We start from the raw sequence: 24,662 nt of genomic DNA, 5'->3' as shown, positions 1-24,662 counted from the left end.
CCCTAGTGGGGCATGTCAGGCTGCGGTCAGAAGGGTTCGTGTGGCCTGTGCAACCTCCGAGGCGCGATCAGCGGCCGACCCGACGCTGCGCAGGCGTTGATCCACGAGTGCCGCGGAGGCCGGCCGCCGCGGGAACGAACTTGCCCGTATCTGCGGGGAGGGTCGGTCGAACGGAATCCTCTTCGGAAAAGAGCCGACGCCGCGCACTCGAACTCATGAAGTGGCTGTTATCGGCCATGCCGATGATCAGGAAGAAGGTGAGACTTGGCCCCGCCCAACGTAAGAAGTCGAATGACATGAACATGACGAGCATCACCAGTACTGCCGTCTTCACGAAGATGTCGCCGACCCACACCGACCGGACCACGATGCAGAGCAGAAGCATCACTCCGACGAGCCCGCTCACGACGAATGTCGTCACGATCTGGTTGTCGATCACGCGCAGGCCGTCCTGCTGCAGGAAACCGAGATCGAACAGCGCACCCTCGGATGAGTACCCGTTCCCGAAAATCGAGGTGATAGTGGAGCGTCCGTCGATCAGAGGGGGGATGCTCTCGAAGGCTCCGGTTCGATGGGTGTAAGAGCCCGATTCGGTCAGTGCTCCGACGACTTCGCCGAGGTAGGCGCGTACACCGCTGTTGAGGCTCAGGACCCCGACCAGCCCGCCGAGGACCATGAAATTGCGGAGTCGTGCTCCGAACGAGCTCCCGCTTCTGACGATGAGGAAGAGGATGCCCACACCGAGAGCGAGTGCTGCGCTCCGCGTGCCCGAGAGGAGAAGTGCTCCTGTGAGGGTGATCGCGGCCATCACACGGAGCAGGGCCGCCATCCGCCCCGTGTCTCTCCAGATCATGATGATTCCGATGATGATGATGACGCTGAACACGATCGGGTGACCTGCGAGACCTTGTGCTCGAGGGAACGACTCGCCGAACAGGGTGTTCTCGAGGCGGAACTCCCCGATGAGCGAGTAACCGAAGCCGGGCACGCTAGTACCCGACCAATCGAGGAACGCGATCAAAGATTGAAGAATGCCGAACAAGATGAATGCTCTGCTGAAGAACAAGAAGTCGAGGGGCGTCATGCGTCGACCCGCGACGAGTATCAGGACCCACGGAATGATCAGCCTCAAGGTGAAGAGGAGAGGGTCTTCCGACTCGGTGGCGATCGTCGGGAGAAGGGTTGCGATGATGAAAGTGGTGGCCAGCGCAATGATGGCGCTTCTTGTCTTCTTCTCGACACCGCCGGACGAGCGGAGAAACCCGATGCTCAGGCTCGCTATGACCACGGCGCTTCCGATGTACTGGTAGATGGCCGGACCGTTGTTCGGTGAGAAGAGGTATGCACCAGCGATAGCGACTATCGAGGCTGCACCGAGCGCGTATTGAGCAGGTACGCCGAAGAGAAGAACCAGAGCTCCCAGCGCGAGTAGCGCGAGAGAAGGGTTGGACCCGATACCCGTCCCGACGACAGTGAACGTCGCTGCGACGAAGATCACGGCGGCCGAGTATCCTGCACCGGCTGATGTACGGGTGCGCGGTCGGTCCGGCGGGGAGTACCGGTCATGCAGCATCATGCGCCGAGCGTAGCCGAACCCTCGACGACCGATCCGGCCGCTGGAGGCGACCACGTCGCCCGCCGAGCTCGGCGGGTAGGATCGAACGACACTTCCTCACGTGGCCACGGCGGCGGCGGCCGACGCGCCGCCATCTGACGTAGCACTGATCTGTTCAGGAGCACGGTGCCCGCACGAATCGCCGCCAGTCGACCGGTCGTCAACACTCAGAAGGTCCGACCGGAGATCCAAGCGCTTCGCGCACTCGCCGTGAGCCTCGTCCTTCTCTACCACCTGTTCCCCGGGGCTGCCGCTGGCGGATACGTCGGTGTAGACGTCTTCTTCGTGATCTCCGGCTACCTGATCACCGCTCATCTGCTTCGCGAGCTGGACTCGACGGGAGGGATCCGGCTCGGCCGGTTCTATCTCAGGCGGGCGCGTCGCCTTCTCCCTGTCTCGCTGGTCGTGCTGCTCGCCACAGCGATAGCGACCGCCCTCTTCGTACCTCAGGTCCACTGGATCGCGTTCGCGCAGCAGTTCGTCTCGAGCGCTCTGTACTTCCAGAACTGGCAGTTGGCGGCCAACGCTGTCAGCTATTCGGCGATCTCCTCGGACGCGAGTCCCGTGCAGCACTTCTGGTCTCTCTCCACCGAGGAGCAGTTCTACCTCGTGTGGCCGGCGATCCTGTTGATCGCGTGGGCCACGGCCGTGAGGGGTGGTAAGTCAGGACTCGTCTCGGCCCGGGCGATCCTCTTGGTCGTAACCCTGGCTTCCTTCGCCTACTCCCTTTACTTGACGTCGACGAACCCGGACGTCGCGTACTTCAGTACTTTCACGCGCGCTTGGGAGTTCGGGTGCGGTGCTCTGCTTGCGGCCTTCGCGCTCGCTCTGAAACCCACCCGCTCGTCCACTTCGGCGCTGTCGTGGGCAGGGATCATCGCAATCGCAGTGTCGGCCCTGCTCTATGACGACCAGACCCCCTTCCCGGGATTCGCCGCAGCCTTGCCAGTTCTAGGAACCGCCGCGATCATCATCGCCGGGTCGCCGTCGACGCGGTTCGCGCCAACCGCGCTCTTCCGGTTGAGACCCGTTCAGTACCTCGGCGACATCAGCTACTCGGTCTATCTCTGGCACTGGCCGGTCATCGTCATCGTCCCGCTCGCCGTCTACGGCATCTCCAAGATCGCACTGGTCGCCATCGTTCTTGCGGCGACCTTCACCCTCGCGCCGCTCTCCAAGAAATTCATCGAGGACCGCTTTCGAACAGCGCGTCCGGCGTCGTCGTCCACGACGAGCAGCGCTCGACGGGGTGATCTGTCGACCGTGCTACGACTGGTCGGCGGGATGGCAGTCGTCTGCGTCGCGGCCGGTGGGTTGTGGTACGCGACGACGGAACGCGCCGCTTCGGCGGAGCGGACTCTGGCCGAGGTTCGCTCCACGGTAGGAGTGACCTGTTTCGGCGCTGCGTCGCTCACGTCGCAGGGAGCCTGCGCACCCACCGGTTCACCGGTGGTGCCGGACCCCGTCTTCGCGACGGACAACAACCCGAACGAGGCATGCAAGCAGGCGCTGTCGAGCGCCGAGGTGATCACCTGCGGATTCGGTTCAGAGCGGAGCGACGCCGAGAGCGTCCTGCTGGTCGGCGACTCTCACGCGCAGCGGTGGCTTCCGGCGTTGCTCCCTATCGCGGAGGAGGAGAACTGGCACATCACGACGATGTGGAAGTCGTCCTGCGCTCTCTCGACCGTCGCTCTCGAGGCGGACCGAGCGAATGGGACCTGCTCCACGTGGAGTCGAGATGCTCTGGCGCAGATCGAAAAGGGAGGTTTCGACGTAGTCATCGCGACGTCGGTCAACGGTGTGGAGTTCGTGCATGACGAGGGCGAGTCGTCGATCGAGGCCGGAGCGCGCGGGATGGCCGACGCCTGGGAACAGATCGAGGCTGCCGGGATCCCGGTGATCGCGATCCTTGACAATCCTCGGCCTGGCCTGGCGGGGTTGATGGACCCGCCGAGTTGCGTCCTGTCACAGGACGATCCGAGCCGATGCGACTTCTCTCGAGAAGAAGCTCTACCCGAAGACCCGATCCGGCTGGCTGCGAAGGCGGCCGATGTGCCTCTTGTCGACATGACCGAGTACTTCTGCAGCGGTGAGACCTGCCAATCAGTCATCGGTGACGTTCTCGTCTACCGAGACGACAGTCACGTAATCGATGTCTACGCGGAGACGCTGAGCCCTTTCCTCGAGGAGAAGCTGCTGCTCGCCGATCCCGCGCTCTCCTGAGGGACGGAGTTTCCTCGGAGTCGCTGATCGGTGGTCCGACGGGTCCCCGGGTAGGACGACGCGCGGCCCAGCGGACCGGGCCGGCGTGAGGTGGCCCTGACGGTGACCGGTGACTCGTTCTCCCCTCACGTCGTCGGTCGACGTGGTCCAAGTCCTCTGCCCTTGCAGGTTCACCGAGTGCCCGGTGAGCGCCTTGCGAGTCGCATACGCACCGGCTGGTGGCCGAGGATCCCTTTCTGCGCCGCCGATCCTCCGCGCCTGCTGCCAAGGGCCTCGGCGGGCATGGGTGCAGCGTGCCTCGGTTGCGGAATCGAGGTGGCCGCCCGTGTGGTGGGCTTCGCCCGGTCGGACTTGGTCATCCCCTTCCCGGACGGCCGCCACCGAAACCGGGTCGTCGATAGGCTCGCCCTCATGAAGCGCTTCCTGCCCGTCCTGGCTCTCGTCTTCGCTCTGACGAGTTGTTCCCCCAGCGTCGCGTCCGGCGGACTGGCGTCAACGAATCCGCCCGCTGAAGACGCGATGGTCGTGGTCCCGGATGTCGCCGGTATGGCCGGCACCGACGCCCGCGACGAGATCGAAGACGCCGGCTTCCAGGTCCAATTCGATGCGGGCGTGGACGCGGGAGTCCCGGAAGAAGACTGGGTTGTCGCTACTCAGAAACCTTCCGCGGGTGAGCGGGCAGCCGAAGGGTCGGCAGTGACCGTCACGGTCTCGAAGGAAGAGGAGACGGTGGCTCCGGTCCTACCTACCGATACTGCTGCATCTGCGCCGGCCGATGTCCCACCCCCAGCGCCGGCGGACGCTGCGCCTTCGGAGGCGGGGGACACGGTGCCTTCGGCCGAGAGGGACACGCGCACCACGCCTTCGGGGCTGACCGTCGGAAACGCGATCCTCATCTGCGATCAAGAAGGTCTGACGCAGGCGCCACGAGGGTGGAATGCCGACTTCCTCGAGGACGGCAGCGCCGCAGTGGAAGGCGACAGCATCGCTCTGGAAGCCGGAGTGACGATCACGGACGAAAACGGCGTCGAAGGGCGTTTCACGGTTCTCTGCAAGGTGTCTGGAACGAATGAGTCGACCATGATCGACTCGTTCGAGGTCTATTGACGCGTCATCGGTGGATTCGCCGTTCTGAACAAGCCTCGGCGCCGGCCGTCCGTGATCAGACGGCATCGAAGGCTGCCCTATTGCGAGGCAGCGAGGCGCACTTCGCCTTGGACGCAGACGGAATCGGTCTCAGCAGCGAACACGTTTGGCGCTTTCGATCGAACCCGCGGGCTGCTCAATCGCTGGACAACCCACCAGAGGCACCTTCTTGTGCCCCCAGTAGGATTCGAACCTACGCCCCTGCCTCCGGAGGGCAGTGCTCTATCCCCTGAGCTATGGGGGCCAGGAGTACCGGACAACATTAGCACTCGGGCGGGGGCCTCCCCGACGCCGATCCGGGCTCGTCGGCGTGCCACGATGGTGCCATGCTGCGCACCGTCTCCGCCTCGCTGGGCCTGCGTCTGTCCGGGCCGACCGACCTGATCTTCCTGATGTCCGCGACCCCGACCGGCGCCGCGTTCGAGGACTCGTTCACGGTCCTGCTCGACGGCGAACCGGTGCCGGTCCGCGAGTTCGACGCGCGGCACGGCGCGCGCATCCATCGCGTGGAGGCGAACCGGGGCGAGATGACCGTCGAGTACCGCGCCCGGGTCGAGGGCCACGGTGCTCCCGACGAGCCCAGCGAGCTCGAGCTCGTCGAGTACCTGCGGCCGAGTCGGTACGCCGAGGCGGACGCGCTCGGCGGCATCGCTCGGCGCGAGTTCGGTCGCGCCCGCGGCTTCGACGCGCTCGTCGCGGTCGAGGAGTGGGTGCACGGGCGCCTCTCCTACGTCTACGGGTCGACGGTCGCCACCGGGGGAGCGGCGCAGGTGATCGAGAGCGGGCAGGGCGTGTGCCGCGACTTCGCGCACACCGTGGCCGGTCTGCTCCGCGCGCTCGATGTCCCGGCTCGGGTCACCGCGGTCTACGCGCCGGCGCTCCAGCCGAAGGACTTCCATGCGGTGACGGAGGCCTGGGTCGGCGGCGCCTGGCACGTGGTCGATGCGACGCGGCTCGCTCCGCGCGGGTCGATGCTCCGGATCTCGTCGGGGCGGGACACGGCCGACACCGCGTTCTTGAGCAGCTACCTCTCCGACCTCCGGCTCGAGACCATGAGCGTGGACGCGGAGTGCGACGAGCTGCCCGACGACGATCACGTCTCACCGATGCGGCTGGGCTGACGCTCAGCCCGTCAGGGCGTCCAGCGCCGCGCGGACCAGCGGCTCGGGATCGCCGGGCTCGACGAACGACTCGCTGGACGCCTCGAGCCAGTACTGCTCGACGAACGCATCGGCGACGCCGCGGCCGCTCGCGACCTCGTAGTACCCCTCGACCGCCGGCGGCTTGCCGTAGGTGGGCACTGCGTTGCTCGTCGTGTAGTACTCGTTCTTCAGAGCCTCGATGATGGCGGGGTCCAGCTGCGCGACCGCGAGCTGGAATGTCGCGCCCGACTCGTCCGCCCAGCCGCAGACGACTCCGTCGTAGCCGGCTATCTCGGTCGAGACCGCGGTGGGGTCGACGTCGCTCGGCGAGTAGCCCGCCCAGAGCCCGGTCAGCGCCGACGCGGGGACGAGCTGCTCGCAGGACAGTGGGACGGGGGTGCCCGTGACCGCGGCGTCCGCGCTCGCCGACGGCTCCTGCGCCTGCGTGCACCCGGAGAGCGCGAAGGCGACCGCGACGGCGGCGAGGAGGGCGGCGGGACGGCGCATGCGACGCACCCTAGCAACCGCCCCGGGGGCGCGCGGACGGTCGGGGAGCCGCGACGGCCCCGGCCGGTAGAATCGTGACCCGTGACTCCCGAACAGCTCGCCGCCTCCCTGCACGCCCTCGTCCTCGACGCCGTGCAGCGACGAGGCGGCGACGTCGAGGTCGCGCTCGCCGAGGTGGTGCTCGAGCGCCCCAAGAACCGCGACCACGGCGACTGGGCGTCGAACATCGCGATGAAGCTCGCGAAGAAGGTCGGCGCCAACCCGCGCGAGCTGGCGGCCGAGCTCGCCGAGGGCCTGACCGCCGTCGACGGCGTCGCCACGGTCGAGGTCGCCGGCCCCGGGTTCCTCAACGTGCGCCTCGAGGCCGCGGCCGCAGGGGCGCTCGCCGGCGTGATCGTCGAGGCGGGGGAGGCGTACGGCACCGGCTCCGTCTACTCCGGCGTCCGGATGAACCTCGAGTTCGTCTCGGCGAACCCCACCGGCCCCATCCACATCGGCGGCACCCGCTGGGCTGCCGTCGGCGACAGCCTCGCCCGCGTGCTGATCGCGCAGGGTGCCGAGGTGACCCGCGAGTACTACTTCAACGACCACGGCGCGCAGATCGACCGCTTCACCCGCAGCCTGGTGGCCGCCTACAGCGGGCAGCCGACCCCCGACGACGGCTACGGCGGCGCCTACATCGCCGACATCGCCGACCGCGTGGTCGCCGCCTACCCCGGCGATCTGTCGGTCCTGCCCGAGCAGGAGCGCGACGAGACCTTCCGCTCGATCGGCGTCGACCTGATGTTCGGCGAGATCAAGCAGAGCCTGCACGAGTTCGGGGTCGACTTCGACGTCTACTTCCACGAGAACTCGCTGCACGAGTCGCGCGCCGTCGAGCGCGCGATCGAGCGCCTGCGCGAGCTCGGCCACATCTTCGAGGCCGACGGAGCGACGTGGCTGCGCACCACGGACTTCGGCGACGACCGCGACCGGGTCATCATCAAGAGCGACGGAGAAGCCGCCTACATCGCAGGTGACCTCGCCTACTACCTCGACAAGCGCGAGCGCGGCTTCGACCGCGCGATCATCATGCTCGGCGCCGACCACCACGGCTACATCGGCCGGATGATGGCGATGTGCGCCGCCTTCGGTGACACCCCGGGCGTGAACCTCGAGATCCTCATCGGCCAGCTGGTCAACCTGCTGAAGGACGGCGAGGCGGTGCGGATGTCCAAGCGCGCCGGCACCGTGGTGACGATGGAGGACCTGGTCGAGGCCGTGGGCGTCGATGCCGCGCGGTACTCGCTGGTGCGCTCCTCCGCCGACTCGACCCTCGACATCGACCTCGATCTGCTGACCAAGCGGAGCAACGACAACCCGGTCTACTACGTGCAGTACGCCCACGCCCGCACCCGCCAGGTCGCGGTGAAGGCCGAGGCTTCGGGAGTGCCGCGCGAGCCGTTCGCGCCCGAGACCCTCGTGCACCCGACCGAGTCGGCGCTGCTCGGCGGGCTCCAGGAGTTCCCGCGCATCGTCGCCCACGCGGCCGAGCTGCGCGAGCCGCACCGCATCGCCCGCTACCTGGAGGAGATCGCCGGTCTCTACCACCGGTGGTACGACAACTGCCGCGTCGTGCCGCAGGGCGACGACCCGATCGAGGCCGTGCACTCGACCCGCCTACGCCTCAACGAGGCCACCGGGCAGGTCCTCCGCAACGGCCTCTCCATGCTCGGCGTGACCGCTCCGGACCGGATGTGAGCGCCGCGGGGGCGCCGCGGTGGGGGCGCCGTGCTCTGATCGTCACCGCGATCGTCGTCGTCCTGCTCGTCGTCGCGGCCGTCGTCGGCGACGCGGTGGCACGCCGAGCGGTCGCCGATCAGGCGGCGACGAGCATCCGGGAGGCGCTCTCGCTCCCGGCCGACCACCCGGTCGACGTCGAGGTGGCCGGCTGGGCCGTGCTGCCGCAGCTGGTGGCGGGGCGGCTCGACCGCCTCGACATCCGCAGCGACGACGTGGCCTTCGGCGACCTGAACGGCGATGTCGACGCCTCCCTCGTGGGAGTCCCCGCGAGCGGGTCGGGTGCGCTCGACTCCGGCACGGCCACCGTCGCCCTCGACCCCGCCTCGGTGAGCGACCTGGTCGCCGCCCGCAGCGAGGTGCCGATCGACGGGGTCACCCTCGACCCGCCGCTCGTGCGGGTGAGCACCTCGGTCGAGGTGCTCGGCCTCAGCCTCGCGGCCGGGGTCGGGATCGAGCTCGCTGCGGCCGACGGGGCGATCGAGCTCACGCCCTCCGAGGTCACGGTCGCCGGGACGACCATCGCCGCCGCCGACGTCGAGGACCGCTTCGGCGGTGTCGCCGACGGACTGCTCGGGCCGCGGTCGGTCTGCATCGCCGACTCGGTGCCGCAGGGGCTCACCCTCACCGACGCGGTCGTCTCGGCGGAGTCGCTGGACGCGACCTTCGCGCTCGCCCCGACCTTCCTCAGCGATCCCGCCCAGCAGGAGACCGGCGTCTGCAGCTGATCCCGGTCGGCCTCCGCGCCGCCGACCGGTAGGATCGGAGCCCTGTGCCCGCGGGAGACCGCGGCCCGACAGTGACGGCACACTGCACTGCGCAGACGCCGTACTGACAGCACACGACGAACTTGCTGGCTTCAGGGGTCAATCCGGACTCGCTCGCCACGCAGTGACGCTCCCACTCTCTCCTGTGAGGTCTCACCCGTGGAAAACGACGACGCGCCCGCCCGCGCCCCGCGTCACCCGCTCGCGCCCGAGTGGCTCGTCGCCCCCGACGATGCGAACGCGCTCGTCGACGGCGTCTGGTCGGACGGCGCCGTGCGCGACGACGACGGAGGGCTGACGATCGCGGGAGTCCCGGCGTCGCAGCTGGCCGAGCAGTTCGGCACCCCGCTCTACGTGGTCGACGAGGACGACGCCCGCCGCAGGGCGGTGCAGACCCGCGACGCCTTCGCCCGCGAGCTCGCCCGCATCGGCACCGGCGTCACCGTCTACTACGCGGGCAAGGCCTTCCTCTCGACCGAGGTCGCCCGCTGGATGCGCGACGAGGGCCTCAACATCGATCTCTCGAGCGGAGGCGAGCTCGCCGTCGCCCTGGCCGCCGGCGTCGAGCCCGCGCGGCTCGGGCTGCACGGCAACAACAAGTCGCTCGGCGAGATCGACCGCGCGGTCGAGGCCGGGCTGGGCACGATCGTCCTCGACAGCCTGATCGAGATCGACCGGGTCGCCGCGGCGGCCGAGCGCCACGGCCGCGTCCAGGCGGTGCGGCTGCGGGTGAACAGCGGAGTGCACGCGCACACCCACGAGTTCCTCGCGACCGCGCACGAGGACCAGAAGTTCGGCATCACCCTCGTCGACTGCCCGGAGGCGGTCGCCCGCATCCGCTCGCACGCGAGCCTGCGCTTCCTCGGGCTGCACTGCCACATCGGCTCGCAGATCTTCGGCTCCGCCGGGTTCGCGGAGTCGGCGTCCCGCCTCCTCGAGGTGCACGCGGCGCTGCTCGCCGGCGGCGACGTCCCCGAGCTCAACCTCGGCGGCGGCTTCGGAATCGCCTACACGAGCGCCGACGACCCCACCCCGATCGACGAGATCGCGGCGGCCATCGCCGATGCCGTCGCCGAGCAGTGCACCGGCCGCGGGATCCCCGTGCCGCACATCGCGATCGAGCCCGGCCGCTCGCTGATCGGCCCGTCCGGTCTGACCCTCTACGAGGTCGGCACGATCAAGGACGTCGTCGTCGGAGGTGAGCTCTCGACCGCCGTGCGCCGCTACGTGAGCATCGACGGCGGGATGAGCGACAACACCCGGCCCGCCCTCTACGGAGCCGACTACACCGCGCGGATCGCCAACCGCTCCTCCGACGCCGAACCCGCCCTCGTGCGGGTCGCGGGCAAGCACTGCGAATCCGGCGACATCGTCGTGCACGACGACTACCTCCCCGCCGACGTGCGGCCCGGCGACCTGCTCGCGGTCGCCGCGACCGGCGCCTACTGCTGGTCGCTCTCGAGCAACTACAACTACCTCGGACGTCCCCCGGTCGTCGCCGTGCGCGACGGCCGCGCCCGCGTGATCGTGCGCGGCGAGACCGAGGAGGACCTCCTCCGCCGCGATGCCGGCATCGAACGAAAGGCCATCCTCCGATGATCGAGTACCGCAGCCTCCGCGTCGCCCTGCTGGGCGCCGGGTCCGTCGGTGCCCAGGTCGCGCGCCTCCTGCTCGACCACGGCGACGAGCTCGCCCAGCGCGTGGGGGCGCCGCTGGAGCTCGCCGGTGTGGCCGTCCGCGACCTCGACGCACCCCGCACCGCCGACATCCCGCGTGAGTACCTGACGACCGACGCCGAGGCGCTCATCCTCGGCGCCGACATCGTCGTCGAGCTGATCGGCGGCCTCGAGCCGGCGCGCAGCTACATCCTGAAGGCGATCTCGTCGGGTGCCGACGTGATCACGGCCAACAAGGCGCTGCTCGCCGCGCACGGCAACGAGCTCTTCGAGGCGGCCGACCAGGTCGGCGCGCAGCTGAACTACGAGGCCGCCGTCGCGGGAGCCATCCCGATCATCCGCCCGCTGCGCGACAGCCTCGCCGGCGACCGGGTGCACCGCATCATGGGCATCGTCAACGGCACGACCAACTACATCCTCGACCGCATGGACACCGAGCACTCGACGCTCGAGGAGGCGCTCGCCCGCGCGACCGAGCTCGGCTACGCCGAGGCCGACCCGACGGCCGACATCGAGGGCTACGACGCCGCGCAGAAGGCGGCGATCCTCGCCCGCCTCGCCTTCCACACCGACGTGCCCGTCACCCTCGTGCACCGCGAGGGCATCACCGGCATCACCAAGCGGCAGATCGACCAGGCGCGCGACTCCGGCTACGTGGTCAAGCTGCTCGCGATCTGCGAGCGACTCGTCGATGCCAAGACGGGGGAGGAGGGCGTCTCCGCCCGCGTGTACCCCGCGCTCGTGCACCGCTCGCACCCGCTCGCCGCCGTGCACGGCGCGAACAACGCGGTCTTCGTCGAGGCCGAGGCGGCCGGCAGCCTGATGTTCTACGGAGCAGGTGCCGGCGGCATCGAGACGGCCTCCGCCGTTCTCGGCGACGTCGTGTCGGCCGCGCGCCGTCACGTCGTGGGCGGCCCGGGCCTCGTCACGAGCGCCAGCTCCGGCCTGCCGGTGCTGCCGATCGGCCGCGTGACGACGCGGTACCAGGTCACCCTCGAGGTCCTGGACCGTCCCGGCGTCCTCGCTCAGATCGCCGGCGTCTTCGCCGACCACGGAGTCTCGGTCGAGACCCTCGTGCAGACCCCGCCCGTCGCCGACCCCCTCGACGAGGCCGCCCCCGGTGCGGAGCGCCGCGAGCCGACCGCTACCCTGGTCATCGGCACGCACGCCGCGGCAGAGTCCGATCTGGCGGCCACCGTCACCGCCCTCCAGTCCCACGGATTCGTCGGCGCCGTGACGTCTGTTCTACGAGTTGAAGGAGCCTGAGATGGCCAAGCAGTGGCGCGGAGTCCTGCACGAGTACGCGGATCGCCTCGATGTCACCGAGGCGACCCCGGTCATCACCCTCGGCGAAGGCGGCACCCCCCTCATCCCGGCGCCGGCCCTGTCGGCCCGCACGGGCGCGAAGGTCTGGGTCAAGTACGAGGGCATGAACCCGACCGGCTCCTTCAAGGACCGCGGCATGACCATGGCGATCTCGAAGGCCGTCGAGCACGGCGCGAAGGCCGTCATCTGCGCCTCCACCGGCAACACCTCGGCGTCCGCCGCCGCCTACGCGACCCACGCCGGCATCACCGCCGCCGTGCTGGTGCCCGAGGGCAAGATCGCGCTGGGCAAGCTCAGCCAGGCGATCGCCCACAACGCGCAGCTGCTGCAGGTGCAGGGCAACTTCGACGACTGCCTCGACATCGCCCGCGACCTCGCGAAGAACTACCCGGTGCACCTGGTCAACTCGGTGAACCCCGACCGCATCGCCGGTCAGAAGACGGCGGCCTTCGAGGTCGTCGAGGTCCTCGGCGACGCCCCCGACTTCCACATCGTCCCGGTGGGCAACGCGGGCAACTACACCGCGTACTTCCGCGGCTACTCGGAGGAGCTCGAGCGCGGCGCCACCACGCGCCTCCCGCGGATGTTCGGCTTCCAGGCCGAGGGCTCGGCTCCCATCGTGCACGGCGCGGTCGTCCGCCACCCCGAGACCATCGCCAGCGCTATCCGCATCGGCAACCCGGCCTCGTGGGAGCTCGCCCTCAATGCGCGCTCCGTCAGCGACGGCTACTTCGGCGCGATCAGCGACGACAAGATCCTCGAGGCGTACCGCATCCTCGCGGGCGAGGTCGGCGTGTTCGTCGAGCCCGCCTCCGCGATCAGCGTCGCCGGGCTGCTCGAGCGCGCCGAGGCCGGAGCGATCCCGAAGGACGCCACCGTCGTGCTCACCGTCACCGGTCACGGACTCAAGGACCCGCAGTGGGCCCTCCGCACCGCCGACGGCGCCGACATCACGCCGACCGTCGTCCCCGTCGACACCACCGCGATCGCGGGCGTGCTGGGGCTGGCCGGCGCATGACCTCGGCGGTTCCCGTCGGCCGCACCGTGCACGTCAAGGTCCCCGCGACCTCGGCGAACCTCGGCCCCGGGTTCGACACGCTCGGCCTCGCGCTCTCGTCGTACGACGAGCTCGACGTGACGGCCGTGGCCGCCTCCGGTGCTCGAGTGACCGTGCACGGAGTGGGCGAGGGCGAGGTACCCACCGACGAGACCAACCTGGTGGTCCAGGCGATCATCTACACCTTCAAGGACCAGCGCCAGGAGATGCCCGGCATCGAGGTGATCGCGCGCAACATCATCCCGCACGGTCGCGGGATGGGCTCCTCGGGGGCCGCGATCGTCTCGGGCATCATGGCCGCGAAGGGCCTGCTCGACGGGATCGTCTCGCTCGACTCCGACGACCTGCTCCGCATCGCCACCGAGATGGAGGGGCACCCCGACAACGTCGCGCCCGCCCTCTTCGGCGGCCTGACCATCGCGTGGGTCGAGCCCGACGCGGCGGGCGGGGCCGAGAGCCCGCTGCGCCCTCGCTCGAAGCGGCTGATGGTGCACCGGGGTGTCTCGCCGGTGGTGTTCGTGCCCGAGCACACCATGTCGACCAAGCTGGCGCGGTCGCTCCAGCCGCAGAGCGTGCCGCACGAGGACGCGGTGTTCAACGTGTCGCGCTCGTCGCTGCTCATCGCGGCGCTCATCCAGAGCCCCGAGCTTCTCTTCGCCGCGACCGAGGACAAGCTGCACCAGAACTACCGCGCGGCGGCGATGCCGCAGACCTCGGAGCTGATCGCCCTGCTCCGCTCGCACGGCTACGCGGCCGTCGTCTCGGGTGCGGGGCCGAGCGTCCTGGTGCTCTGCAGTGACCCCGCGCAGCGCCTCGCAGCGGCCGATCTGGTCGAGAAGGAGGCGGGCACGCCGTGGCGCGCCCACATGCTGGCCGTCGACTTCAAGGGTGCTACAGTGGGGATCGCATCCCAGGGAACCGCGTAACGAGCGGAATCTGTTCTTGGGATCGTCCCGATAACCACGGCCATCGAATCGTGTGAAGGGCGCCCGTCCTGCTCCTCTTGCAGATCGGCGTCCGGCGGTCCATCCTCCTCCTCTGCCTCGTCGCAGCGGGTGCATGGCCTGCCGAGAGCATCGCGTGGATCAGAACACGCGATGGAACCGCACAGTCGATGCGCTCTCCCGGTGAGCAGTCGCTCCCGGAGGGAAGGAACCCTCTCCAGTGACAGATGTCAACACCCACGGCTCGGCCGTGGACACCAGCGCCGACCTCTCGGCCCTCCGAGTCGCCGAACTGCAGGCGCTCGCCACGCGCCTCGGCCTCGGCGGAGCGTCCAAGCTCCGCAAGGGCGAGCTCGTCCAGGCGATCACGGCGCTCCGCGACGGTGCGGCAGCCGAGGCGGCCGCCGTCGTCGACGCCGCTCTCGTCGAGGCCGAGCCGGCCGACGTGGTCGAGCAGACCACCCCGGAGCCCGAGGCCCCGGCAGAGCCCGTCATCGAGAGCGCCGAGGCCGACACCGCCGACGCGGTCGAGCAGGCTGCTCCCGTCGTCGACGAGGCTCCGTCGCCCGCCGCCGAGGCCGCTCCGGTCGAGTTCGAGTCGCCCGCGGCGACCGAGCCGGCCCCCGAGGCCGTCGAGGCCCCCGCGATCGAGGTCGCTCAGCCCGAGGCTGCTCAGCCCGAGGTCGCCGAGCCCGTCGCGGCCGAGGCGCCCGCGGAGCGCACCCCGCGCCGTCGCGCCTCGCGTCGCGCCTCCAGCGGCACCGTCGCCGCCGGCGAGCACCTCAACATCGAGGGCGGGACCGGCGTCGAGTCGCTCATCCCCGACCTCCCGGTCATCGAGCCCTCGGCCGAGGCCGACCAGGCTCCCAAGACCGTCATCGACATCGAGCTGCCCAACGGCCCCGAGTCCTCCGACGCTCCGCGCGACGGCGGACCGCGCGAGCGACGCGGTCGTCGCCGCAGCCGCGGCGGCAATGCCGACCAGAACGACGCCGCCGAGAGCACCGCGGACGACGCGGTCGAGTCGCAGGACTCCGACAGCGACCAGCAGGGCTCGGGCGACGAGCAGGGCTCGAACGACCAGCAGGGCGACCAGCAGAACTCCGGCGACCAGCAGGGCTCGAGCCGCGGCCGCAACCGCCGCAACCGCAACCGCAACCGCAACGACGACCGCCAGGGCGCCGACGGCGGCCAGCAGAACGGCCAGGGCAACCAGGGCCAGAACGGCCAGGGCTCGAACGGCCAGGGTCAGAACGCTCAGGGCCCCAACGGCCAGGGTCAGAACGGCCAGAACGCGAACGGTCAGGGCGGCAACCAGCCGCAGGCCGCCGCGAACGGCCAGAACTCCGGTGGCCAGAACGGCAACCAGCCGCAGAACGGCCAGCAGGCCGACGGTGAGGACGGCCGCCGCAGCCGCTACCGCGACCGCAAGCGTCGCGGCGGCGCCGTCGGCGACGACTTCGAGCCCGAGATCAGCGAGGACGACGTCCTCATCCCGGTCGCCGGCATCCTCGACGTCCTCGACAACTACGCCTTCGTGCGCACCACGGGCTACCTGCCCGGCGTCAACGACGTCTACGTCTCCCTCGGCCAGGTCAAGAAGTACAACCTGCGCAAGGGCGACGCCGTCGTCGGTGCGATCCGCCAGCCCCGCGAGGGCGAGGGCAGCGGCCGCCAGAAGTACAACGCGATCGTCCGGGTCGACTCGATCAACGGCCAGACCGTCGAGGAGGCCGCTGCGCGAGTCGAGTTCCAGAAGCTCACGCCGCTGTACCCGACCGAGCGCCTGCGCCTCGAGACCGAGCCGGGCAAGCTGACCCAGCGGATCATCGACCTCGTCGCCCCGATCGGCAAGGGCCAGCGCGGCCTCATCGTCGCGCCGCCGAAGGCCGGAAAGACCATCGTTCTGCAGCAGATCGCGAACGCGATCGTCCAGAACAACCCCGAGGTCCACCTGATGGTCGTGCTGGTCGACGAGCGCCCCGAAGAGGTGACCGACATGCAGCGCACCGTGCGCGGCGAGGTCGTCGCCTCGACGTTCGACCGCCCGGCCGAAGACCACACGACGGTCGCCGAGCTCGCCATCGAGCGCGCGAAGCGCCTCGTCGAGCTGGGCCACGACGTCGTCGTGCTGCTCGACTCGATCACCCGCCTCGGCCGCGCCTACAACGTGACCGCCCCCGCCTCGGGCCGTGTGCTCTCGGGCGGAGTGGACGCCTCGGCGCTGTACCCGCCCAAGAAGTTCTTCGGCGCCGCGCGCAACATCGAGAACGGCGGCTCGCTCACCATCCTCGCCACCGCGCTCATCGAGACCGGTTCGAAGATGGACGAGGTGATCTTCGAGGAGTTCAAGGGCACCGGCAACATGGAGCTGCGCCTCTCGCGTCACCTGGCCGACAAGCGCATCTTCCCGGCGGTCGACGTCAACGCGTCGGGCACCCGCCGCGAGGAGATGCTGCTCAGCGCCGACGAGGTCAAGATCACCTGGAAGCTGCGTCGCGCCCTCGCCGGCCTCGACCAGCAGCAGGCGCTCGAGATCATCCTGTCGCGCCTGAAGGAGACGACGTCGAACGTCGAGTTCCTGATGCAGGTCTCGAAGTCCGCCGTCGGCCCGACCACCGCCGGTCACGGCAACGGCCACCACTAGCGCCCCGACGTCCGCGGTCGCCCCCACCCGGGGCGACCGCGGACGTTTTCGCGTCCCCACCGCTTGTCGCCCGCCCAACGGGCGCACCCCCTCGCTGGTCGAGTAGCCCGCGCAGCGGGCGTATCGAGACCCACCTCCCTAAGAACGACATGCTTGTCGAATAGCCCGAGCGGCGAACGCACCATCCCGTTGCATGCTGGTCGAACAGCCCGAGCGGTGACAGCACCGTCCCGCTGCATGCTGGTCGAGTAGCCCGAGCGGTGAAAGCACCGATCGGTTGCATGCTGGTCGAGTAGCCCGCGCAGCGGGCGTATCGAGACCCACCTCCCTACGAACACCCGGAAGCCAGGCCCCCCTCATGTTCGAATCCGTCAGCGTCCTCTTCGCCGAGTACGAGGATCTCCAGACGCAGCTCTCCGACCCGGCTCTCCACGCCGACGCCGCGCGCTCGAAGAAGGTCAACCGCCGCTACGCCGAACTGAGCCAGATCAAGGCCGCGCACGCCGCGTGGATCGAGGCGGGGGAGGACCTCGACGCCGCCCGCGAACTCGCGCGTGAGGACGACGCCTTCGCCGAGGAGGTGCCGGCGCTCGAGGAGTCGCTGCGCGTCGCCCAGGAGAAGCTGCGCCGCCTCCTCATCCCGCGCGATCCCGACGACGGACGCGACGTGATCATGGAGATCAAGGGCGGCGAGGGCGGAGCCGAGAGCGCGCTGTTCGCCGCCGATCTCCTCCGCATGTACCTGCACTACGCCGAGGCGAAGGGCTGGAAGACCGAGATCCTCGATCGCGACGAGTCCGACCTCGGCGGCTACAAGAACGTCCAGGTGGCCATCAAGAGCAACGCGACCGACCCGTCGCAGGGCGTCTGGGCGCACCTGAAGTACGAGGGCGGCGTGCACCGCGTGCAGCGCGTGCCCGTGACGGAGTCGCAGGGACGCATCCACACGTCGACCACCGGAGTCCTGGTGTTCCCCGAGGTGGACGCACCCGAGGAGGTCGCGATCAGCCAGAACGACCTCAAGATCGACGTCTACCGCTCGTCGGGCCCCGGCGGCCAGTCGGTCAACACCACCGACTCCGCCGTGCGCATCACCCACCTCCCGACCGGGATCGTCGTATCGATGCAGAACGAGAAGAGCCAGCTGCAGAACCGCGAGGCCGGCATGCGCGTCCTGCGCGCCCGCATCCTCGCCCGTCAGCAGGAGGAGATCGCCGCCGCCGCGTCGGACGCCCGCAAGACGCAGATCCGCACGATGGACCGCTCCGAGCGCATCCGCACCTACAACTTCCCCGAGAATCGGATCGCCGACCACCGGACGGGCTATAAGGCCTACAACCTCGACGGCGTCATGAACGGAGCCCTCGACCCGGTCGTCGAGAGCGCGATCCAGTTCGACGAAGAGGCCCGTCTCGCCGACATCGGCAGCGACGAGTCGTGATCGCCGTGACCACCTCCGTCGACGGGCGGACGCTGCTCGCCGATGCCACGGCGCGCCTCACCGCCGCCCTCGTGCCGACCCCCGCGGTCGACGCTGAGCTCCTGCTGGGGCACGTCCTCGGCCTCCGCAGGGGCGAGCTCCAGGCCCGCCTCATCACCGGCCTCCAGGTCGAGGAGTCGGTCATCGCCGCCATCGACCGGATGATCGAGCGTCGCGCGGCCCGAGAGCCGCTCCAGCACATCACCGGCGTCGCGCCGTTCCGCTCCCTCGAGCTGGCGGTCGGCCCTGGCGTCTTCGTGCCGCGGCCTGAGACCGAGGGAGTCGCGCAGATCGCGATCGACGCCCTGCGCGCGGTCGTCGACCCGTCGCCGATCGCCGTCGACCTCGGAACGGGGAGCGGCGCCATCGCGCTGTCGCTCGCCCACGAGGTCCCGCACGCTCGTGTGATCGGGGTCGAGAACGCCGTCGAGGCCTTCATCTGGGCCCGCGGCAACCGCGACCGGCTGGAGCTCGAGAACGCCCGGATCGTCTTCGATGACATCGCGCGTGCACTCCCGGAGCTCGACGGGACCGTCTCGGTCGTCGTGTCGAACCCGCCGTACATCCCCTCGGCCGCCGTCCCGCGCGATCCGGAGGTGCGTCTCTACGATCCGCCCTCGGCGCTCTACGGCGGAGAGGACGGACTCGACGTCGTGCGCCAGCTGTCGCACACGGCGCGCCGGCTGCTGCGCGCCGGGGGAGTGCTCGTGATCGAGCACGGAGAGCTGCAGGGGGCGGAGATCCGGGAGCTGCTGACGGCCGACGGGTGGCGCGGGGCGACGACGCAGCGGGATCTGACGGGGCGCGATCGGGCGACGGTGGCGGTGCGGTGAGGCATTTTGTCCCGGCTCTGCGTCCAGGCGGAACTGTTGCAGGTTCCAAAGATTGACTGCGCGATTACACTGATCTGCGCCGTGATTGCGCGCCGCCCAGTCCGGTCGCGAGCAAAGGAGTCAGATCGTTGATGCGGAAGGATGACGAGATCGAGGAATTACCGCTCGCGGTGGCTGTTGATCTTGCGCATGCGCTCGTCGCTGGCGTGGCAGAGAGCGCGGGGATCCGTGCTCTCTTCATCAAGGGGCCGATAGCCAACTTTCACCGGGTTCGACCTCACCGAATCTCGTCAGACGTCGATGTCCTGGTGCATCCGACTGATGTGAACGTGCTTCGCGATGAATTGATGAAGCGGGGCTGGGTGGAGCGTCCGGAGTCATTCGCTCATCGCTCTTTCGTGACTCACTCCCTGACGCTCCTCCATCCCGACTGGCCGTGCGACGTGGATGTGCATCGCAGCTTTCCCGGATTCCTGAACGACGACGACAACGTGTTCGAGGAGCTATGGAGAAGGCGTATCGAAGTCGAGATCGCGTCGCGGCCCGTCGTCGGCACAGACTTCTCGTCCAGCGTCGTCATCGCGGCTCTTCACGCGCTCAGAGCGATGTATCTCGATAGGCACGCTCAGGAGTTCGACCAGGCGTTGACCGCTGTTCGTGAGAGTCCTCAGACGGACGTCGTCGTCGAAGAACTCCGTCAACTCGCCCTGGACACCGGTGCGACGACGACACTGGCCCCGTTCCTCACTGAATTCGGGCTTGCAACACAGCAGGTTCCTGTACATGGGCGCAAGTACCTGGAATGGCAACGGAACACACGCCAGCTCAATCGGGCGGCGAGTTGGATCTCCGCAATCCTCGAAGTTCGGCTGATCGACAGGCCCCGCTTCCTCTGGAGGGCTGTGTTTCCGGGCGTTGAAGATCTTCTCATCGATCATCCTGCGACTCCACGGACGTCTCGAGGCGTGATGAAGACGTGGTTCCTCCGACTGGTCGACGCATGTCGCGCACTTCCAACTGCAGTGCGAATAGTGCGGCGTGAACGAAGTCGAGCTTCTTTCGAACAGGTCGTTCGACACGCGGATCGAGCTTCCGCGGCGGTGTCCCATTCCGGGGGACAGATTTCTGAAGTGCCCGTCGCGCGACGTGTCCTCGAAAGAGCGGATGAAAGCCGCGCTCCGAGCCCACCTCTTACCCGCGCCGAGCGCTCCGCACCGCTGACGGACGCTGACGACATCCGTCCTCTTCGACGCGCGGCTGGGGTCGCAGCGGTCGATCGAGGAGAGTCGACGTTCCTTCTCCCAGTCAGGAGCACGGTTCCGGGCCTGCCGCTCCTGGTGGCAGGCTCCGGCCGAGCGGTATGGGATCTTCTCGAGACTCCTCGGTCGCTCGAGTCGGTCGTGTTCTCCGCAGCAGCCGACTACGGCGTCTCGCCCTCCGATATCCGAGGCGACGTCTCGCGATTCGTCACTCAGCTCCTCGAGGCACACGTGCTGGAGGTCGCGGACGCATAACGGCGGTCCTGTACTGTTGCCGCGGAGAGTCGCCCTCGCGTTGAGGGCAGCGGCCCTCCGGTCTCTCATTCGGTAAACCCGCTGGCCGCTTGCGAGCGGCGAGCCAGCGCGACCCACAAGTGTCGTACGGCGTTGCCGAATCAGGAGCCGGCCGGAGTGCCGGGGCCGGAGCGGGTCCAGGACTTGAAGCATCGAAAATGCGCCAGCGAGGGCGAGTAGGCGCTCGGTGATCTTTGGCGCCGATCGACAACGGTAGAAAGCGGAGGAGGATATTTGGCGCAGGCGCCGTTCGTCTCCCTTCGGGTCATGCCCCCCGTTCTGGGCAGTGGCTTCCGCGATCTACCGGATTCTCTCGTCCACCACCGAAACATCCAGCACCGGAGGGTTCTTTGACTAGATCCGTGGCAATCATCGGGACCCGCGGGTACCCGAGCTATTACGGCGGATTCGAGACCGCAGTACGACGGCTGGCTCCGTACCTCGCGGACTCGGATTGGGACGTCACCGTCTACGGTCGGGATGCGGGTCTGGGAACTCATGGCGAGGCAGCTGATCCTCGAATCAAGAGTGTCATCACGATCGGACTCGAGTCGAAATCGCTGAGCACGCTGAGCTACGGCCTGACTGCGTGTCTCCACGCCATGATCCACAAGCCCGACGTCGCACTCGTCATGAATGTGGCGAACGGGTTCTGGCTTCCGTTGCTTCGCCTCAGGGGCATTCCGACCCTCGTCAACGTCGATGGAATCGAGTGGGATCGGGCGAAGTGGGGACGCATCGCGAAGGCTGTGTTCCGTCGCGGGGCGGTCGCCACGGCTCGCTGGGGAAACCGGATGGTATACGATTCCACCGTCATCGCTGCACGCTGGCGTCGAGAGTTCAAGGTCGACGGCGACTTCATCCCCTATGGCGGCGACGTCCCTCCGCCGCTTCCGGTGCTCGCCGGGCTCGAACGACGCGCCTATGTACTGGTTGTCGCACGATTCGTTCCGGAGAACTCCATCTCAGAATTCTTCGCAGCGGCATCGAAGCTCGCCGAGACAACCGATGTCGTGATCGTCGGATCCTCCGGTTACCAGGGCGAGCTCGACGAGCAGGCGCAGCAACTGGCTGACTCCCATGAGCGCGTGCGGTGGCTCGGTCACGTGAGTGACGATGAGAAGCTTCAGTCGTTGTGGCAGCACGCCGGTGCCTACTTCCACGGTCACAGCGTGGGCGGTACGAATCCTGCCCTCGTCAGTGCAATGGCAGCCGGCTCTCCGACCGTTGCGAGGGACACCCCCTACAACCGTGAAGTACTCGGGGAGGCGGGTGTTTTCGTGCAGCCCGATGCCGACGAGATCGTCGTCGCTGTCCGGGCTCTCCTGGCCGATCGTGCGAAGCAGGACGACCTGAGCGCTCGGGCGGTGGAGCGGGCGACCTCGGTCTACAGCTGGGAGGGTGTCTGCGCGTCCTACGAAGCCGCGCTCGAGGATCTCGTCCGCGGACGGCGGCTTTCGAGGTGAAGGTGCTCTTCGATGCCTTCTGGTGGAAGGAGGGCCCTGTTTCGAACAAGCAGATCGTCCACCGCATCGTGCTGGGCTGGCTTCAGGATTTTCCTGAGGACGAAATGGTCCTAGCTGTTCCGAACGGGGATGTCGCTGTTGTGCAGCGAGAGTTGGGACCGCGGGTTGAGGTCGTAGGTCTTCGATTCAAACCGCAAGGGGTCGCGGTGATGGCCGAGCTTGGGCGTGTCGCTCGACGTTCCTCGGCAGACGTCATCCTCGCGCACAACTTCACTCCGTTCTCGGGTAAGAGCGCTGTCTTCATACAGGATGTCCTGTTCATGACGAACCCTAATTGGTTCACGAGAGCCGAGAGGCTCTACTTCGCCTTCATGCCACTGAGCGCTCGACGCGCAGTTCGGGTTCTCTCCTCCAGCTCCGCCGAGGCCGAGCGCATCGATTCGAACGTCCGGTTGCGCCGTCCCGCACAGCCGGTCGGGCTGGCTCCCAATCCGGCTCTACTCGAAGCAGACCAGGTGAAACCTCACCTCGACATCGAGCGCAACGCCTTCGTCCTGACGGTGGGTCGCCTGAACGTGCGGAAGAACCTGGAGAGAGTGTGCCAGGCTGCGCTCCTCTCGAAAGGGGTCACCAAGGCATCCCCCCTCGTTGTCGCGGGCGGCTACCAAGGAAAGTCGGTCAAGTTCAGCGACGAGGTGCAGCAAGCGGTACGCGAAGGGCGGATCCTGCTCGCGGGAAACGTCACCGATAATGAACTCGCGTGGCTCTACGCCAACACGTCGACCTTCGTGTTCGCCTCGCTGGATGAAGGTTTCGGCCTGCCACCCGTTGAGGCACTCGCTTTCGGCGCGCCAGTCGTCGCGAGCGATATTCCTGTTATGCGAGAGAATCTCGGTCCGCACGCAGTGTATGTCTCACCTACAGATGTCATTGCGCTGGCGGCCGCTCTTGAACACCCGAATCGCGACGATGGAAATGCGGAGAAGCGGATCGCTTACGCGAGATCGCAGTTCTCGTGGACCGCAGTCGTCGCGCGGATTCGGTCGTCACTGGTCGACGTCATCGCCATAGGGAAAAGGGGATGACGAGGTTGCGCCATTCCGTAGTCATTCCTGCGTACAACGCGGAGGATTTCATCGGCTCCGCCATCGCGAGCGCATGGGAATCCGGCGCCGACGAAGTAGTCGTCGTAGATGATGGGTCATCTGATCGCACCGCTGAGTCGGCGGAAGCGATGGGCTGCCTCGTCGTCCGACAGCCGAATTCGGGCGCGGCGCAGGCCCGACGGGAGGGGGTTCGTCGGGCGACAGGTGACGTCGTATCGCTTCTCGACGCAGATGATCGCCTGCTCGCGGAGGGAGTCGCACGATCCAAGGCGCTGGCGTCGTCCTCGAAGGATTGGTCGATCGTGATGGGCGGAACCGTCGGGGTGACGGCGGGGGGTGAGCGCACGCTCTATCACCATTGGTCTCGGCGGATAACACCTCAACTGCTGATCCGCACGGGGTTCTCGCCTGCCCCCCCTGCGGCGCTGCTGTGGAACAGGTCACGACTCGAGGAAGCCCTCTTCGATCACATGCCGGCTGTCTGGCCGCGATATGCCGAAGACTACGAGCTCTTCATCCGCGGCAGCCTCCGCGGCAGCGTGATAGTGCACGACACGGTCGCGGCGGAGTACTCTCTGGACGGCGGAAAATCGACGACCGACCCGAGGAACAGCATTCGCGCCTCCGAGGACATCCGAGCCCATTACGCCGAACTCCTGGGACTCCGCGTACGCCGTCGTAGCGAGCGTCAGATAGCGAGCCGTGGTCTGATCCGGATCGCCAAGAATAGCGACGCGCCAGGCACTCGCGGCCGTCATGTCCGCACAATCGTGAGAGCAGCGCAGCTCGACCCGGTCTTCGTGGTCGGCCTCGTCGTGAGTGGCGTGATGAAAAGAGTTCGCAATGCCGTCAAATGACACCGGCGACGGGCGTGTGAAGATTCTCTACTACCGCATCGAAGATCCCTCTTATCCACGTAATCGTGAGATTCGTCGGCGCTTGGAAGATGACGGGGGTTTCATTACACATGTCGTCCTCAAGGCCCGCGGTGCGGGGAGGATATCGCGTGTGCTCCGGGACGTCGGAGCTCTCTGGGGGGCATCGCGAGGGGCTGATGTGATCGTTCTGGCCGAGATGAACTGGAGTCATGCCCCGCTCGTCTGGGCGGTCGCTCGACTCCGCCGCGCAGCAGTCGTCATCGATGCGTTCGTCGGGCTTTACGAAACGGCTGTCGGAGACTGGCGTCAGGCCCCGGAGGGTTCGCTCAAGGCACGGCTGTTCCTGCTCCAGGATCTCCTCGCCGTTCGCAGCGCAGATCTCCTTCTCATCGACACTCGGCACCGAGCTCGTATCCTCGAGTCCGAGCATCGGAACATCTCGCGAGTGGTGTCGGCCCCGGTGGGAGCTCCTTCCTGGGCTCGCCCCACTCCTCGGCGTGGCAGTGGCGGACCGCTT

Annotated in this window: 19 protein-coding genes and 1 tRNA gene; 16 read left to right on the top strand and 4 right to left on the bottom strand. The window is 68.1% G+C overall.

All coding sequences use genetic code 11. The features are described from left to right. Nucleotides 1-67 precede the first annotated feature (67 nt). Nucleotides 68-1,576: a hypothetical protein gene (locus tag GRS96_RS14255; RefSeq protein ID WP_159988795.1), complete on the bottom strand. Its 1,509-nt coding sequence runs from the start codon at nt 1,574-1,576 to the stop codon at nt 68-70. 165 nt (nt 1,577-1,741) lie between these two features. On the opposite strand from GRS96_RS14255, the gene GRS96_RS14250 reads away from it, so the two are divergent. Together GRS96_RS14250 and GRS96_RS14245 are read left to right on the top strand one after the other, a co-directional pair. Beyond that, on the top strand, nt 1,742-3,838 hold the full coding sequence (locus GRS96_RS14250; RefSeq protein ID WP_159988794.1) for an acyltransferase family protein: 2,097 nt from the start codon (nt 1,742-1,744) through the stop codon (nt 3,836-3,838). A 411-nt stretch (nt 3,839-4,249) separates the two neighbouring features. Next, the gene (locus GRS96_RS14245; RefSeq protein ID WP_159988793.1) at nt 4,250-4,945 is read left to right on the top strand and encodes a PASTA domain-containing protein; all 696 of its coding nucleotides are present in this window, start codon (nt 4,250-4,252) and stop codon (nt 4,943-4,945) included. Nucleotides 4,946-5,156: 211 nt separating this feature from the next. Here the strand turns inward: GRS96_RS14245 and GRS96_RS14240 are convergent. Further along, nucleotides 5,157-5,228, bottom strand: a tRNA-Arg gene (locus tag GRS96_RS14240). Between the two features lie 82 nt (nt 5,229-5,310). On the opposite strand from GRS96_RS14240, the gene GRS96_RS14235 reads away from it, so the two are divergent. After that, on the top strand, nt 5,311-6,105 hold the full coding sequence (locus tag GRS96_RS14235; RefSeq protein ID WP_159988792.1) for a transglutaminase-like domain-containing protein: 795 nt from the start codon (nt 5,311-5,313) through the stop codon (nt 6,103-6,105). Between the two features lie 3 nt (nt 6,106-6,108). Here the strand turns inward: GRS96_RS14235 and GRS96_RS14230 are convergent, their stop codons facing one another. Next, the gene (locus tag GRS96_RS14230) at nt 6,109-6,633 is read right to left on the bottom strand and encodes a hypothetical protein (protein WP_159988791.1); all 525 of its coding nucleotides are present in this window, start codon (nt 6,631-6,633) and stop codon (nt 6,109-6,111) included. 81 nt (nt 6,634-6,714) lie between these two features. Here GRS96_RS14230 and argS point away from each other — a divergent pair, with 81 nt between their 5' ends. The 13 genes from argS to GRS96_RS14165 all read left to right on the top strand — a co-directional run bounded on the left by argS (nt 6,715) and on the right by GRS96_RS14165 (nt 24,124). Further along, complete coding sequence (gene argS / locus GRS96_RS14225) at nt 6,715-8,373, top strand: arginine--tRNA ligase (protein ID WP_159988790.1); 1,659 nt, start codon at nt 6,715-6,717, stop codon at nt 8,371-8,373. Continuing rightward, nucleotides 8,370-9,140 (top strand): LmeA family phospholipid-binding protein, encoded by a 771-nt coding sequence (locus GRS96_RS14220; RefSeq protein WP_159988789.1) that lies wholly within the window; start codon nt 8,370-8,372, stop codon nt 9,138-9,140. The genes argS and GRS96_RS14220 overlap by 4 nt, the downstream gene beginning before the upstream one ends. Before the next feature lie 198 nt (nt 9,141-9,338). Next, the gene (gene lysA / locus GRS96_RS14215) at nt 9,339-10,778 is read left to right on the top strand and encodes a diaminopimelate decarboxylase (RefSeq protein ID WP_159988788.1); all 1,440 of its coding nucleotides are present in this window, start codon (nt 9,339-9,341) and stop codon (nt 10,776-10,778) included. Next, complete coding sequence (locus tag GRS96_RS14210; RefSeq protein WP_159988787.1) at nt 10,775-12,121, top strand: homoserine dehydrogenase; 1,347 nt, start codon at nt 10,775-10,777, stop codon at nt 12,119-12,121. The genes lysA and GRS96_RS14210 overlap by 4 nt, the downstream gene beginning before the upstream one ends. 1 nt (nt 12,122) lies before the next feature. After that, on the top strand, nt 12,123-13,199 hold the full coding sequence (thrC, locus tag GRS96_RS14205; protein WP_159856373.1) for a threonine synthase: 1,077 nt from the start codon (nt 12,123-12,125) through the stop codon (nt 13,197-13,199). Next, nucleotides 13,196-14,164: a homoserine kinase gene (gene thrB, locus GRS96_RS14200; protein WP_159988786.1), complete on the top strand. Its 969-nt coding sequence runs from the start codon at nt 13,196-13,198 to the stop codon at nt 14,162-14,164. The genes thrC and thrB overlap by 4 nt, the downstream gene beginning before the upstream one ends. Before the next feature lie 238 nt (nt 14,165-14,402). Further along, complete coding sequence (gene rho, locus GRS96_RS14195; RefSeq protein ID WP_159856369.1) at nt 14,403-16,829, top strand: transcription termination factor Rho; 2,427 nt, start codon at nt 14,403-14,405, stop codon at nt 16,827-16,829. A 358-nt stretch (nt 16,830-17,187) separates the two neighbouring features. Then, on the top strand, nt 17,188-18,270 hold the full coding sequence (prfA, locus tag GRS96_RS14190; RefSeq protein WP_159988785.1) for a peptide chain release factor 1: 1,083 nt from the start codon (nt 17,188-17,190) through the stop codon (nt 18,268-18,270). Next, nucleotides 18,270-19,142 carry a peptide chain release factor N(5)-glutamine methyltransferase gene (prmC, locus tag GRS96_RS14185; protein ID WP_442966636.1) on the top strand — a complete coding sequence of 291 codons (873 nt, stop codon included), beginning with the start codon at nt 18,270-18,272 and terminating at the stop codon, nt 19,140-19,142. Before prfA ends, prmC begins: the two co-directional genes overlap by 1 nt. Nucleotides 19,143-19,273: 131 nt before the next feature. Next, nucleotides 19,274-20,656, top strand: coding sequence for a PqqD family peptide modification chaperone (locus tag GRS96_RS14180; RefSeq protein WP_159988783.1), 1,383 nt, complete (start codon nt 19,274-19,276; stop codon nt 20,654-20,656). A gap of 401 nt (nt 20,657-21,057) precedes the next feature. Beyond that, nucleotides 21,058-22,161 carry a glycosyltransferase gene (locus tag GRS96_RS14175; RefSeq protein ID WP_236553628.1) on the top strand — a complete coding sequence of 368 codons (1,104 nt, stop codon included), beginning with the start codon at nt 21,058-21,060 and terminating at the stop codon, nt 22,159-22,161. After that, on the top strand, nt 22,158-23,246 hold the full coding sequence (locus GRS96_RS14170) for a glycosyltransferase family 4 protein (protein ID WP_159988781.1): 1,089 nt from the start codon (nt 22,158-22,160) through the stop codon (nt 23,244-23,246). Before GRS96_RS14175 ends, GRS96_RS14170 begins: the two co-directional genes overlap by 4 nt. Further along, nucleotides 23,243-24,124 (top strand): glycosyltransferase family 2 protein, encoded by an 882-nt coding sequence (locus GRS96_RS14165; RefSeq protein WP_159988780.1) that lies wholly within the window; start codon nt 23,243-23,245, stop codon nt 24,122-24,124. Before GRS96_RS14170 ends, GRS96_RS14165 begins: the two co-directional genes overlap by 4 nt. Here GRS96_RS14165 and GRS96_RS14160 read toward each other — a convergent pair. Next, a complete protein-coding gene (locus tag GRS96_RS14160) occupies nt 24,117-24,575 on the bottom strand; it encodes a hypothetical protein (RefSeq protein ID WP_159988779.1) in 459 nt (152 codons plus the stop codon). The two genes, GRS96_RS14165 and GRS96_RS14160, sit on opposite strands and share 8 nt — an antisense overlap. Nucleotides 24,576-24,662 lie beyond the last annotated feature (87 nt).

It is taken from the genome of Rathayibacter sp. VKM Ac-2803, assembly GCF_009807175.1.
Classification (GTDB): domain Bacteria; phylum Actinomycetota; class Actinomycetes; order Actinomycetales; family Microbacteriaceae; genus Rathayibacter.
The sequence above is the reverse complement of the archived record's forward strand: the minus strand, read 5'-3'. Positions and strand labels throughout refer to the sequence as shown.